Annotated in this window: 10 protein-coding genes; 4 read left to right on the top strand and 6 right to left on the bottom strand. The window is 45.7% G+C overall.

Annotated features, from left to right (window positions below):
• Positions 1-203: 203 nt before the first annotated feature.
• Positions 204-1247, top strand: coding sequence for a Rieske 2Fe-2S domain-containing protein (locus ACOCLE_RS01980; protein WP_419535293.1), 1044 nt, complete (start codon positions 204-206; stop codon positions 1245-1247).
• Between the two features lie 65 nt (positions 1248-1312).
• On the opposite strand, the gene ACOCLE_RS01975 is transcribed toward ACOCLE_RS01980, so the two are convergent.
• Complete coding sequence (locus ACOCLE_RS01975; protein WP_419535292.1) at positions 1313-1792, bottom strand: BLUF domain-containing protein; 480 nt, start codon at positions 1790-1792, stop codon at positions 1313-1315.
• A 600-nt stretch (positions 1793-2392) separates the two neighbouring features.
• Between ACOCLE_RS01975 and tnpC the strand changes: the two genes are divergently transcribed.
• Positions 2393-3898, top strand: coding sequence for an IS66 family transposase (gene tnpC, locus ACOCLE_RS01970; RefSeq protein WP_419532963.1), 1506 nt, complete (start codon positions 2393-2395; stop codon positions 3896-3898).
• Positions 3888-5084 (top strand): hypothetical protein, encoded by a 1197-nt coding sequence (locus tag ACOCLE_RS01965; RefSeq protein WP_419535291.1) that lies wholly within the window; start codon positions 3888-3890, stop codon positions 5082-5084. Before tnpC ends, ACOCLE_RS01965 begins: the two co-directional genes overlap by 11 nt.
• A 159-nt stretch (positions 5085-5243) precedes the next feature.
• Here ACOCLE_RS01965 and rplT read toward each other — a convergent pair whose 3' ends face one another.
• The 4 genes from rplT to thrS form a co-directional block, all read right to left on the bottom strand.
• Positions 5244-5600 carry a 50S ribosomal protein L20 gene (gene rplT / locus ACOCLE_RS01960; protein WP_419535290.1) on the bottom strand — a complete coding sequence of 119 codons (357 nt, stop codon included), beginning with the start codon at positions 5598-5600 and terminating at the stop codon, positions 5244-5246.
• Positions 5601-5635: 35 nt separating this feature from the next.
• Positions 5636-5827, bottom strand: a complete 192-nt coding sequence (rpmI, locus tag ACOCLE_RS01955) for a 50S ribosomal protein L35 (protein ID WP_066018013.1) — start codon at positions 5825-5827, stop codon at positions 5636-5638.
• 143 nt (positions 5828-5970) lie between these two features.
• Positions 5971-6513, bottom strand: coding sequence for a translation initiation factor IF-3 (gene infC, locus ACOCLE_RS01950; RefSeq protein WP_066018012.1), 543 nt, complete (start codon positions 6511-6513; stop codon positions 5971-5973).
• Positions 6514-6618: 105 nt separating this feature from the next.
• Positions 6619-8541 carry a threonine--tRNA ligase gene (gene thrS / locus ACOCLE_RS01945; RefSeq protein WP_419535289.1) on the bottom strand — a complete coding sequence of 641 codons (1923 nt, stop codon included), beginning with the start codon at positions 8539-8541 and terminating at the stop codon, positions 6619-6621.
• Positions 8542-9071: 530 nt separating this feature from the next.
• On the opposite strand from thrS, the gene ACOCLE_RS01940 reads away from it, so the two are divergent.
• Positions 9072-13622 (top strand): hypothetical protein, encoded by a 4551-nt coding sequence (locus ACOCLE_RS01940; protein WP_419535288.1) that lies wholly within the window; start codon positions 9072-9074, stop codon positions 13620-13622.
• 42 nt (positions 13623-13664) lie between these two features.
• On the opposite strand, the gene ACOCLE_RS01935 is transcribed toward ACOCLE_RS01940, so the two are convergent.
• Positions 13665-14939, bottom strand: a complete 1275-nt coding sequence (locus ACOCLE_RS01935; protein ID WP_419535287.1) for an HlyD family type I secretion periplasmic adaptor subunit — start codon at positions 14937-14939, stop codon at positions 13665-13667.
• Between the last annotated feature and the right edge of the window lie 32 nt (positions 14940-14971).

Genomic DNA, 14971 nt, shown 5'->3' with positions numbered 1-14971 from the left:
CACCAAAAAACTGACCTGGATCAATAGACTTCTCTGGCAATCGTCCACTTAGACGATGATGACCAGCGACTCCTCACTAGACAATCGCAACATGAGGATTTTGCAAGCCTTCTGCCCTGACGATGTTCGATGCTTTTAAAGGCTTGGGAAAATCGTTTTGAAAGTGGCAGATCGCCAGAGCATGCAGCGAGGAGAACAATAATATGAGCAAGTTGCACCTGATTGAGACGAACCCGGTACCCGACCGTTACGCCCGTGGCTGGCACTGCCTTGGAAAGCTGGAAAACTACAAGGATGGCAAAGCCCATACGATTGAAGCATTTGGTACGAAGCTGGTCGCCTTTCAGGGAGAAGATGGTAATGTTCATATACTGGATGCTTACTGCCCTCATATGGGTGCTGACCTGAGCAAAGGCTGTATTGAGGGCAACTCCATTCGCTGTCCATTCCACGACTGGCGCTGGAATTCAGAAGGCGTTTGTGATGATATTCCTTACGCCAAGCGTATCCCCCCCAAAGCACGTATCAAGTCCTGGCCTGTCTGTGAAGAGAATAACCTGCTGTATGTCTGGAATGATCCGGAAGGCAACCCTCCAATCGAAGAACAGGCCATTCCCCGCATTGAGGCCTGCTTTGATGAAGAGTGGTCTGACTGGGAGATTGCCGAGATGCATATCGGCACAAACTGCCGCGAGCTCGTCGACAATGTCGCCGACAAAGCCCACTTTGGCCCGGTTCATGGTGCCCCCATCAAACTGTTCTCCAATGTTTTTGAAGGTCATGTCGCCGAACAGACCATGATTGGCAAGAGCGAGCGTCTGGCTGAGGAAGGTGAACTGAAGACAGTCGCCACCTACTACGGCCCTTCTTATCAGATTACCGACATGTCGGGTGAAATGAACGGCATGCCCATTCATTCAATCCTCCTGAATTGCCATGTACCTGTTGATCTGAACAGCTTTACCCTACGCTACGGCGTTCTAGTAAAGAAGATTCCTGGACTGACTGACGAGCAGAATCGTGAGGTTGCTCAAGCCTACATTCAACAGGCACAGGAAGCATTTTATGAAGATGTGGAGATCTGGGACAACAAAGTCCGGATTGATAACCCACTGCTCTGTGATGGAGATGGTCCTGTCTACCAGCTTCGTAAGTGGTATGACCAGTTCTATACTGATGTTGCAGAACTGAAAGATGAGCTTAAAGAGCGAAAAGTCTTTAAGACTGAATCTTCTGAAGCAGTTTAAGGCAACAAGTCAATCACTCAGAACAGGCGCAATAGGCGCCTGTTTGCTTCTTAATTATTCAATTTTCAAAAACTGGCTGAGCAGGTACACGATATGTGTCCGCGACTCCCATTGGAAGATCCAAGACAGGTATTGCTGTTCTTGAAACTGTACAATAATTCAACGACAGCATCCCGATAGAAAGCGAACTCATCAAAATCCATATTCCTTACCAGAAACTCTGAAAAGCCTGCTACCCCCATTAGGTCATTTCTGCACAGTACTTTAAAGCCCATGGACCACTCGGGAAAGTTACGCCGGACAATCTGAGACTCAATTAATACAATATTTCCATTATTGCGGCTATCGCAGGAAATTGAATGGTAAATCTCTTTAACGTCTTTCTCTTCACCTTCCAGCACCTGAAAGAAGTTTCCATCGCAGTAGATCAACATTCCTGTGACATTTTGTCGAAGATTACGATCCCTGCTTTGCTCCAAAAGAGCGGTCAGTTGCTGTTCATCCATCATCCTGGAAGCACTGCTTACGTAAACCAGATTTATCATTTCTTTTCTATGCTGTTTTCTGAAGTAATCAAAGACAGAGACTCCCTTTCCCTTGCTAGTTGAAGAAAAAGGAAATGAGCTGGCGATGAAGGGAGCTATAATCGAAACCCAATATACAAATAAATATTTTATGTATTTTTATCATACATTTATTGCTTCAGATCACTGCTTACTTTATTTCCAAAGGCCTATTTCACTAAGGGCGATTTACTTTAAGGTCGATAAAGTTTTATTGAGTTCATGAGGTACTGCACCAAGCCTGACAGACATAAGTGATGACAAAAATAGAGTCATATTAAGTTACGCACATAGGGAGCCCCCAATTACATGATAAGCAGTACTTCCCCCCCCAAAGGCCGACAAAAAGCTATGCGATGCTTTGTAGAATGTGAGACTGATGGCATGAAACAAGCTTAATTACTAGGGCTATCCTCCATTAAAAAATAATTTTACTATGTCGTACATATTACGACCTATACTTCGAGCCCAGCTGATTCAATTGTGCTTATTCGTAACTATTCAGCACCCTTCATATAAATCTGGAATTTTCTGATTTTTCGACCATCATCTTATACTCAATTTTTCTAACAAATCTCCAGTATGGAACCAGACTTCCCAGCTACTCCGTTTACCGAAGCTCTCCTTAAAGAGAATGAAGAGCTTCGGACCGAGAATGCGCTTTTACGGGAACGTTGCAGCGAACTGGAAGAAAGGGTTAATAAAAACAGTCAAAACAGTAGTAAGCCACCATCGTCAGATGGTTATCAAAAGCCCAGTAAAAAAGGGAGTGATAAAGGTGATACATCTTCCAAAGAAGCCCCCTGCTCCTCACAGGAAACACCGAACCCCAAAAGCCTTAGACCATCTTCAGGCAATAAACCAGGTGGCCAGAAAGGTCATCAAGGCTCTTGTTTGAGACGTGTCGCCTTACCCGATTATGTCAGGCATCTGAAGGTTGAAAAATGTTGCTGTTGCCAGTCTTCGCTTATCGATATTAAACCCACCAAATACATTGAGCGACAGGTTTTTGATCCAGGTAGACCCGGAGAATTTGAAGTTACCGCGTACTGGGCAGACGTTAAAGTATGTCCTTGTGGTAAACGGAACACCGCTGAGTTTCCCCAAGGAGTGAAAGCCGCTGCTCAATACGGAGAAGTGACTCAGGCAATGGCTGTTCATTTAAACCAGTATCACTTCATCCCATATCACCGGGTGTCTGAGTATTTCAATACTATTTATTGCATGAGTGTCAGCGCAGGCTCTGTTGCCAATTTTGTTGCCTATACCCATGAGAACCTGGCCTCTACTGAGCAGAGTATCCGCGATGCTTTACAAGAAAGTCCGGTTGCAGGAGCGGATGAAACTGGCATGCGGGTTGACGGTTCACTGTGGTGGTTACACATTATGCGAGATGACCAATGGACGCTTTACTACCTCTCAGAAAGGCGAGGTTGTGAAGCAATGGATGCAATGGGCATCCTGCTGACTTTTGCAGGCATTCTGGTTCACGATCATTGGAAGTCCTACTTTGCCTATGCGGCAGTGCATGTGCTTTGTAATGCCCATCATCTGAGAGAGCTTCAGGGAGTTGTCGATAGGGATGCGAATAAGCTGGCTCTGCGGCTGATGAAATTGCTTACGCTCTCCTGGCACTTCTGCAAGAAATACAAAGCAGCCGGTCTGACTCAAATGCCTGGTGCAATACAGCTTCGCATTGAGACGATATACGACCAAATCCTTCAAAGGGCTCTCACGAAGGAAACCGCTTATATGGAAAAACAACGACAGGTGCTTGGACGTAAGAAGGTCAGGAATACCAAGGCCTACAACCTGTTCAAAAGGCTTATTGAGTTTAAGGTTGAAACGTTGCGCTTCATGTCGGACTTTTCAATTCCCTTCGATAACAATGGCAGTGAACGTGATGCCAGGATGGCCAAACTTAAGCAGAAGATCTCAGGCTGCTTCAGAAGCGAAGACGGAGGTACCATGTTTACCCGAATCCGAAGCTATTTATCATCTGCTAAAAAGCAGGGGTTGAACATATTTCAGGCGCTTCTTAAAGCGGTTCGAAATTACAACAATACGCCTTTGCTGGGTGCTGAATAGTTACGCTTATTCTTTTTGCACCTTTGGAGTACCGAAGATGTCGCGGCTAAGAAGACCCCTCCTTGTCATAATTTCTATCGTTTCGGCATTGAACCTTTGGCCTGTATTGTCTGCCAGTATTGAACTGAATACCTTACCTGATGACTATTTGTCCGATACCTATACAGAGCTGATACGTGAAGCCAAACCCGGCTGGTGGGGGAACTGGAGTCTAAGCAAAAGTGTAGAAGTAGGTGCTATCGGCGTTGTTGGGCATGATTCCACATTTAATCCCTCCGGGCTTCGCCTTAACAACCTGAGTATAACTGTCAGTCCATTATCAGAAAAACTAAAAGTATCGACACAGCATGTGTTAGGACCGAATGTGTTTTCTACAAATACAGCTACCGGGTCTGCAGAGGCCAGTGCACAGGTCACATTAAAGTGGGAGTTTTCTGCCAAGGGAGCCATGTCGGCTCAGTGGATTCTTGCTGAAGAGCAACATTTATCTAATAGTGCTGACAGCATCAATACAAATATGGAATTTCTCAAGTCAGTTGCCCGAGAAATGAATATGCTTAACCCATTGACCGGTGAAATCAGTCAGGGCTTTGGCATCATTACTGCCGTTATATTGGCAAAGAGCGGCGTTAATCTTGCCTCCGTTTCCGACTCAGCTGAATGGAGTATTTCGGGGGAGGGAAAAGGCCTTCAAAGTATGCTTGGAAACGCAAAGGCTTCAGCAAGTTATTCCAGCGCAGAAAGCAGCAGCAATATTGTCTCAATTCTCTGGCCTGCGACACCTAACGAAGTGACTGATGAACTCGTTCCCGTTGCTTACACATTTGCCTCAATCCATGGTGAGACCGTTATTCCGCTCTGGGTTGAGAAAATTAATGATTTTGAGCTTATTTTTAAAAACCATAGCAGCTATATAGTGATTGCTACTGCCACTTACCACACACAGGGAGGCAGGGAGGAGAAGCAGACAAAAATATCTGGCTTTCTGCAAGGCTCAATTGGTGATATTCCTCTGGATGCTACCAGCTTGGAACTGAAACTGGAGTTCATTGGAAGTCTGCCATATACCGCTCTGCACAACAGTTGGAATACCCCATTAGGAACCTGGCTAACAGGAAAACGTCATATAGATATTTGGGGCTTGTGGCCAGACCATCCGAGCTTCACAATTCAGGAAGAAGAATAAACAGGCTATTTGTCATGGTTGATGATAAAAACACATGAAGGACTGATGCACTAACCCATTTTTATCAATCAGTGCTAATTTTTCCAAAAATATGATTAGCAAATAAAAAAAGGGAGGCCTGCAAAGCAGATCTCCCTTTTACAAAACCGGTATAAAAACTTAAGCCAGAGCAGCTTTAGCCTTTTCAACCAGCTGGCCAAAAATCGCCTTGTCATGAACGGCCAGATCAGCCAGAACCTTACGGTCGATTTCGATAGCCGCTTTCTTCATACCAGCGATGAAACGGCTGTAAGACAGACCATTCACGCGAGCACCGGCATTGATACGGGCAATCCACAGAGCGCGGAACTGACGCTTACGCTGACGACGGTCGCGGTAAGCATACTGACCAGCTTTGGTAACTGCCTGCTTGGCTACACGGAATACACGTGAACGTGCACCATAGTAACCTTTAGCCTGCTTCAGAACTTTCTTGTGACGACGGCGCGCAATGACGCCACGCTTAACACGTGCCATGAGTTATCTCTCCTAAAAAATGATCAAAAAAGCGATTAGTCGCGCAGCATACGCTTAACGAGACCCTGATCGGCTGGAGATACCAGGGAGGTACCACGCAGCTGACGCTTACGCTTGGTGGTCATCTTGGTCAGGATGTGACTCTTGAAGGCACCTTTACGCTTGTAACCGGAAGCAGTTTTCTTGAAACGCTTCGCGGCTCCACTGTTGGTTTTCATCTTTGGCATGAAAAACACTCCGCATTCGCGATCATTGAGCAGAACCCAGAGGTCTGACAATGTCGGGATAGTTTAAAAAACAGTAATTCACGAAAAAACCGGCAACGATCCTGTACTTCGTGCAGGAAGCCACCGGTTTCTGCTAAAACGAATTACTTCTTCTTTTTAGGGGCAATCACCATGATCAGTTGACGGCCTTCCATTTTTGGATGCTGTTCAACGGTTCCGATTTCTTCCAGGTCGTGTTCAACCCGTTTCATCAGTTCCATGCCCAGCTCCTGGTGAGCCATCTCACGACCACGAAAACGAAGGGAGACCTTCGCCTTGTTGCCCTCGGTAAGGAAACGTATCAGGTTGCGCAGTTTTACCTGATAATCCCCTTCTTCAGTACCCGGGCGAAACTTGATTTCTTTCACCTGGATCAAAGTCTGCTTTTTCTTGGCCGCAGCCTTCTGCTTTTTCGATTCGTACTGGTGCTTACCATAATCCAGGATCTTACAGACCGGCGGCTCACTGGTCGCATTGATCTCAACCAGATCCAGCCCCGCTTCCACGGCCATGCTTAACGCATCTTGTATATCAACTACACCGACCTGTTCTCCGTCGGCCCCAATGAGGCGGACCTCTTTCGCACGGATATTTTCATTAATCGGAGCCTTTACTGGGCGACGATCACGGAAGCTGTTGCGTCTGATGGTTGTATCTCCTGTGTAAGCAACATAGTACGTCCCTGAGCTGCCAGACCATCAGGCAACCCGGGACAGTTTTCTCGAAACGTATCAGAAACCAATTTTAGCCGGTCAGGCAGTGCGACCACGCTTAAGTACATCTGCCTGCAGGCGTTCCTGGAACGCTTCGATGGACATTACGCCCAGATCTTCACCGGTACGGGTACGAACCGCAACGGTATTGTCTTCCATCTCCTTATCACCGATCACCAGTAGATAAGGAACCTTCATTAAGGTGTGTTCGCGGATTTTAAAGCCGATTTTCTCGTTTCTCAAGTCCGCTTTTACCCTGATACCCTGTTCAGACAGGTTTTTTTCCAGTTTTCTGGCATAATCTGCCTGACGATCAGTGATATTGAGGATAGCAGCCTGCGTAGGAGCCAACCAGACCGGCATTGAGCCCTCATAGTGCTCAATCAGAATTCCGATAAAGCGTTCGAAGGAGCCCAGGGTTGCGCGGTGAAGCATAACGGGTGTTTTGCGCTCTCCGTGCTCATCCACATACTCAGCGCCGAGTCGACCCGGCATGGAGAAATCCACCTGAATGGTGCCACATTGCCACACCCGGCCAATACAGTCTTTCAGGGAAAATTCGATCTTAGGTCCGTAGAAAGCACCTTCACCAGGCAATTCTTCCCATGGAAGTTCCTTGGCATCCAGGGCTTCTGCCAGTGCCTTTTCGGCTTTATCCCAGATTTCATCAGAACCTACGCGCTTTTCAGGACGGGTTGAGAGCTTGTAAATCAGGTTCTCGCGATCAAAACCGAAATCATCGTAAACACTGTGCAGGAAGTCGATGAACTCACAGACTTCTGACTGAATCTGGTCCTCAGTGGCAAAAATATGGGCATCGTCCTGAACAAAGCCACGGACACGCATCAACCCGTGCAGAGAGCCGGAAGGTTCATTACGATGGCAGGAGCCAAACTCAGCCAGTCGCAGTGGCAGATCACGGTAGCTCTTCAGCCCCTGATTAAAGACCTGGACATGACAAGGGCAGTTCATTGGCTTGATGGCCATGTCCTTGTTTTCAGAACTGGTAGTAAACATGCCATCCGCATATTTATCCCAGTGTCCGGACTTCTCCCACAGGCTCCGGTCCACCAGCTGTGGTGTCTTGATCTCTTCATAACCGGCCAGGCGCTGCTTGTTGCGCATGTACTGTTCCAGTTCCTGATAGATCACCCAGCCATTTGGATGCCAGAACACCATGCCTGGCGCCTCTTCTTGCATATGGAACAGGTCGAGCTTTTTAGCCAGTTTACGGTGGTCACGCTTTTCCGCTTCTTCCAGACGATGCAGGTAGGCCTTAAGGGCTTTTTTGTCTTCCCAGGCGGTACCGTAGACGCGGGTCAGCATTTCATTATTGGAATCGCCACGCCAGTAGGCACCCGCAACCCGCATCAGCTTGAACGCTTTCAGTTTGCCGGTAGAAGGTACGTGTGGGCCACGGCAGAGGTCCATCCACTCACCCTGACGGTATATAGAGATCTCTTCACTGGCTGGCAGGTCGTTGATGATCTCAACTTTGTACTCTTCGCCCATGGCTTTAAACGCGCTGATGGCTTCTTCGCGGCTCATCACCACTCGCTCAATTGAGAGATCCTGCTTGGCCAGCTCTTCCATGCGTTTTTCAATTTTGGACAAATCGTCCATATTGAAAGCGCGTTCATAAGAGAAGTCGTAATAAAAGCCATTTTCAATCACCGGCCCAATGGTCACCTGAGCACCAGGAAACAGGTCCTGCACGGCCATGGCCAGAAGGTGTGCGGTGGAGTGGCGAATAACATCCACACCCTCTTGATCTCGGGTGGTGATGATGGATAAATCAGAATCTTCGGTAATTTTGGCACTGGCATCCACCAGTTCACCATTTACCCGGCCGGCGAGCGTCGCCTTGGCCAGCCCTGGACCGATGTCCTGGGCGACTTCCATTACGGATACTGCATCAGCAAACTCGCGCTTGCTGCCATCGGGAAGCGTAATAACGGGCATGAAGGAGTCCTTACATTGTTTTCACTGTTTCAGTGGCAACCCGTACCGGAGGCTGCTTGTTCTATGACTCTTGCCAACCCATACGCAGGGCTGAGAGCCGGAAACCAGTGGCAATCCATACCAGGGATTGCATGAATTTTCTCAACGTTCATTAGGAACAATTGTTTCGTAAAACAGGGGGAGAAAATTGCAGGTTTAATGAGATATAATTTCTTGATAATACCGTCCTGTCAAGTGTACAGCTCAAATCACCCTTTCACAGTAAGTTCTACAGGCCTGTCATATCATTGAGCAAACCGTTGAGTTTGTGGGTCTATGAAAGGCTCATTTAATGGCAATTTAGTTCTTGGATGGAAGGAACAAAAAGGAATTATCAGGGTCAAAGTGACATATAGCAGAAGAGAAGTCATCTCAAAGTGCTATTAATGGTAAATCTTTTTCTGAGCAGTTCTTTTTAAATCATGTATTCGCATAATAATGAGCTGGTTGTTGGAAAAAGTTGGCAAATCAATAGCTAGATATGAATAACAATGCCAAGAAGTACGCTTGAAAAGCAAGGTATCAATTCTCTCATTGCCCCAAATGACAAACCAGTTCTACTTTCTCCCGAACTCGAAACAGGCTCAATGGGTTTCCGAGAGGTAGGCTTATCATGCGGATCAGAACCACAACAAACGTTAAAACATCAGTTTCATGACACAGGGGACTCACAAGAACCCGAGCTCCCAATTTCTCCAGGTAGCATGAAGGTAAAAATCTACAGATCCCTATCAGGCAATTTTATAACTCAGCCGGTTGAGCCAGACCCAACTATCGGTGACAATTTTTCCGAAAGCGATATCACCGAAAAAGGGAGATTGATAGCTAGCCCAACTGAACCAGAAGTAGTGACTGACTACTCAGAGGAAAGCCTGGAAAAGTTACAATTTTTAACTGTAAAGTGCGAACTAGAAGAACAAAAACTACCACTTCCAGGAACAGAAGCATATGTCTCTGACCACTATATTGACCTCAAGCGTGAGAGACAGAACATAAATCTCAAAACAGGCACCTATCCAGACCTACGCATAGCAACAACTGAATTAGAAGTAGATACTGACGACACAGAGGCAAGCCTCGAAAAGTTACAAGCTTTAGCTGTAGAGTGCGAACTAGCAGAACAAAAACTATCACTTCCAATATCAGAAGCGAATGACACTGACTGCGATATTGATCTCAAGCTTGAGAGAAAGAGCAAAAACTTAAAAACAGACACCTACCCAGACCTTGCCATAACAACAACTAAAACAGTCACTTCCAACTTTGGGGGATTACCTAAAGAAGATAACGCTGAACCTCAACTCGCCGAAAACACATCGCCTAAAACAAATAAAGATTTTGATGTACTGCCACCATCCTGCAGACCGAAACATGGGAAGAGGCGAGGCAAAACAAGCAACCACTGTCACGCCCAACCTGAAACTAAACAGATATTGAGACGCAACAACCCTCAGGAAGCAAAACCAAGTGATAATGAAAGAAAAAGTCCCCAAAAAGCGGGCTCTAATAAGACACTTGCTACTAGAAAACTCATACCTTCAGGGAGTCTTCAAGAGTACGTTCTTACATCAGGTTTAAATGAAATTCACGCTTTTCAAAACGCTGTCTATGCAAAAAGAGCAGAATGTGAACCACAACGTTTTCGTTTTCCATCGCCGGATTTCAATAGTCGTATTCAAGGCTCAATTAAGGAACTTGAAGCACTGGGTGCTCGCTACCATGAGCTGTGCTTCAGCAACCCCCACATTGGTCATCAAATAAATGAACTGAGTGATGCTCTGTCACGTTCACATGAACCTACCTTAATAACACAGTGCCAATTCCCAAGCAGCGATAGAGGTAAAGCTGCATTCATACTGGGAAGCTATTACCATAATATCCGAGATGCCCTATGTGCTTACTTTAGCCATAGAGATACCCAAGATTTCGAAATAGCAGCCATTTTATCAACGTTTCTTAATAGCCACTTAAAGTTTCTTCAATGGCTGATTGAAAGTCGGCTTAGAGACTTGGACGCTATCAAGAATGTTGATTTCACTCCACCTGCATCAAAATCCAAAGGTCGGCGTCATAAAATCAAAGGCATACCTCAACCCGAGATTAAAGAGCCAAGGTGTCGTCTTTTTTTCCTGAACGAAGCCGTTGATAAACTGTGTACGGCACTTGCTACAGTCACACTTTTTTTTCAACAGCGTTCAAAGCCCGAAGCTGAATATATTACTGACACCAGACGACAGTTATTTCAACTGATCAGTCGCTACAGAGAAGAAGCCACTACCACTGATTTCGATCTTTTTCTTAAAAAAGATAGCCTTATTGAGCAATATCTCTTCGAGGCTGAACTGATACATGCGGCGGTGTCCGCGGAACAATGGGAAATAGCAACAACGCTCCTCACAGAGATTTGTCAACGCTTTGCCCCACCAGATCCAACAATAAAATCGGTTATTGATGCTGTTGTCGCTGACGACGCGACCGTACAGGAAATTACTCGAGTGTGCGCTCAATGGAAAATAGAGAGTCAACAAAATCGCCGATTTTCCCTTGCTCATCATTTAGCACTTGGCCTTGACGCTACCATTCACTATTTCAGGCATGCGATTGAACAAATTGAAGCAGAAACTCTGGTACAAAATCAATTGATGAAAACTGGTGAGCTTCAGACACTTGCGAGTAATTTACACATCTGGGTTGAGAAAGTAGATAATGCCGGCATGCTTGGCGACCAGAAGCACTTACTTGACAAAAGCTTCTTCACCCTTCTGGATATCAAACAGCAGCTAATACAGATAACCCAAAAAAATGAAAAAAGACTGGCCGAGTATTTCGAAGAGATCGAAAACCCGTTCCCTGAAAAGCAAAGTGGTAATAGTAAAAAGCGGCAAACCGTCACAGGACAAAAATGTTCTAATGATGTCAGATACAGTGATAGACAGAAATCGTCTACCGCCCCGAATGTGTCGACACCCCAACAGTCTATCCCGACTGTAACCGACGACAAAGAAAACGACTCAATGAGCTTGCAGGGAGCTGCCCGTTCCGCGAGTTCTCATGTCGCAGTCGATATACAAGAAGTGGCAGGAATAGCAGCAGAAAACCCTCCCTCTCCCATTCTAAATGAAACAGAAGGCGAGTGGCTCCAGATCCGGAGAGGAGTCACTCTTAGAAATGATGAGATTTTATTAGCAAAAATCAATGAGGGACTGGACAAGTGTGAGCTGATGCTTGTCAGCACAGAACTCACGCTTCGAGAACAGGAAAGAGTCATTCATATACTGGAAACCCGTGTATCCAAATCCCATCGTGAGCTTTTATGTCTGGCATATGCCAGATGCAGCTTTTCCAGCGCAAGAATGGTGCAATGTCTGAATGACTGCAAAGCCTTGATTGCACAAATAAAGCCCTACATGACGAAAATTCTTGTGGAAAACACATTATCCTCTCATGAAGAGTCTCATGAGTTTAAACGTCACGTAGATCAATTTAATGACTCGAACAGGAGGGGACTGACTGAGTTTAATAAAATTCATCAACAACTCGCTCGATTAAATGAACAGCAGTGTAGCTCGGAAGATATTACTTTAAGAGACAATCTTTACAGAGTCATACAAGAAACGCTGTCACAAACCCATGAAGCGCTTAGCCAGCTTGGTACAGCTCTTTTAGCTGTTTTTAAAAAACGTCTTCAAATGATTAAAAGTGCATACCCCGAGCTTAGAGAAAGAGAGAAAAAGCATGGTCATGATGCATGCGTTCAACAATTGAAAAAGAATAACCAGTCGCTGGAAAAACAAAGAAAGAGACTAGAAAAGTACCAAGAGCCTGCAGTACGGCCATCATCCAACCCAACATCAGAAGGGCAAATAGTTACTGAACAACAAATGCCAACCTGCCTCCAGCTTCCTCCAACGGTTTTCATGGAACCTTTTCAACCAAGGTTACTCTTACAGCCAGATAGAAGCCCAGCAATTAATCATCCACATTGCCTGATTCCCTGTGTCCAGACAGCCATAAAAGAGCAACTCACAGGCACCACTCTCGTGGATTATCTTGTGGATCAATTAAAAATACAGGTATCCACTTATGATACCAGGACAAAACTTCTATATACCCGCGCCTATCACGAATCTGAAGAGCTGAGGCCAGAAAACCCTGAGACATTGGCGTCAAAATTCGCTTCCTATACCTACATTGAGCCAGAATGCGATGAAAATGCTGCAGCGAGAGAGGATTGCCATGAAAAAGTATCTTTAGCGGCCAGAACCTTGTGTGATATGAGCGTTTTTACCGCTTATACAGGCAGTCGTGCTTATCAGAAACAAATAGAAAGGTATTGGGGAAATGAGCGTTCTCTGCAAATGGATCACAGAGAATACCTGCCGGAAGTAATAACTCCCAATTGTATCCATAGAGCCTTAACCCCAAGAGATACTGACCTTATCGCTTTGGGCAATGAGTATTTCTATCAGATCGTACAACACCTTTCTGAACGACTGCATCAAATCGCTCAAGAAAGAAGTACCTCACAGGTTCAATTTGAGTTAGTGACTCACTTTAAAGAAAACGACTATTTATACAACGCGTCATGTTCTTCCTCCCACCTCGTCGTGCGAAAAGCAGGAACCGACAGGCCTAAGGACTGGCTCTATGTTGTTGACCTTGCTGCTTACCATTATCCAGATCAACACATATTGAGCTTATACCGTGACCATGACCCTTCAAATAATGCTTACATAAAATGTTGTGAGGCAATCATCATGGATGAACTTAACTTGGTTATGTCCATGTCAGCAGGCCCTGAACGGGCACTTAGAGCCGTTATCCGTATCTGCCATCTTGCACAACTGGAATCTTCAGAGCCAAAGCTTGATAGTTTGTCACGAATGGCGCTGATTCATGCTCTGGATACGATAAACCAACGTTATCCGGATCCCAAGCTGGAAACACTGTTAAGTAAGTTGCGGGACAGAGTATTTAACCTGATAAGCCACGAAAGGCTGTTCTGGGGTGTGAGTCAAGTGTGGTACAAACAGACAAATTAATGACCTGATTCATTTGGCTTTTGGCTTTATAAAACGCTTCACCTATGTTCTGAAAGCCTTCAAAACAGGGCTTACCAAATACGCCATAACTCTTTTTTCTCCAGTCACAATATCAGCAACACCGGTCATTCCTGGTAGCAGAATGACTGAGCTATGATCTTCTGGAAGCACTATTCGAACCCGATAATAAGGCTGCCCTTTTTCATCATCCAGCGTATCCGCACTGATCGTATCCACACGTCCTTTTAAACTCCCGAAGGTGGCAAATTCATACGCCGTTAACTTTATCAAAGCGCTTTGTCCTGACTGCAGGAAAGCTATATCCGCCGGTTGAATACGTGCTTCAAAAATAAGCGCGTCTTCTGCTGGAACAATCTCAACAACAGTACTCCCTGGTTGAATGACACTGCCTTCCGTATGCACCTTCACTGTTTTAACCAATCCATCCACTGGTGAATGCAAAGCCGCCTTTCGAACTCGATCCTCCAGGCCTGTCTGCCCCTCCTGTAATTTACCTAAACGATCCCGCGTATCCTGCAATTCTTTTTGCAGATCTGCACGGTAACGAATAACCAGGTCATTACGGCGACTAATGGACTCTTTCAATGCAGACTCAAGACGAATCACCATTAACTTTGCATTAGTCAGGTCTCCCTTAAGTTCATTTGCCCTTCGCTCAAGGTTAATAATCTCTACACGGGTAATAACACCATCATCGGTCAGGGGTTTCTTTAACGATAACTCCTCTTCTACAAGCGCTAAGCTTCTTGCCAGTGTCTTTACCTTCTCTCTTAATTCATTCAGTTCATGCTGCTTCTGAATGACCTGCTGGTCGAGAATGGTCACCTGACTTTTCAATGCTGCCATTCGTTCATTCATCAGTGTTTTTTGCTGAAGCACCTGTTCCGGGAACTGCTTTTTGTACTGTTCAGGGAAATTGAGATCATGATTGTCATCTATAGACAATGTACTTTTTTGAAGTCCTACCAGTGCGGATAGCTCTGACTCAATCCTGACAACAGAGCCCTGCAGACTTTCCTGTTCAGACTCATTCACCCGAAAAGAAGATTGATAGCGCGTTTCATCAATCTGCAAGAGCAAGTCCCCTGCATGCACAAACGCACCTTCCCTGACATGCACAGATTTCAAGGTTCCACCGTCAAGGCTCTGAACCTCTTGAACTCTACTGGAAGGGATAATGCGTCCATGGCCCGTGACGGTATCATCCATCATGGCCATAGAGCTCCAGACCATCAGTGAAACAACAAAAAAAACCATCACCCAGACAAACCAGCGTGAAGCGACAGTGATGTCCATGAGCTGAGCCTGTTGCCGATTACTGGCGTTTA

The organism is Endozoicomonas sp., assembly GCF_965196975.1.
In the GTDB taxonomy this organism is placed as follows: domain Bacteria; phylum Pseudomonadota; class Gammaproteobacteria; order Pseudomonadales; family Endozoicomonadaceae; genus Endozoicomonas.
This window is presented reverse-complemented; position numbering and strand designations above follow the sequence as displayed.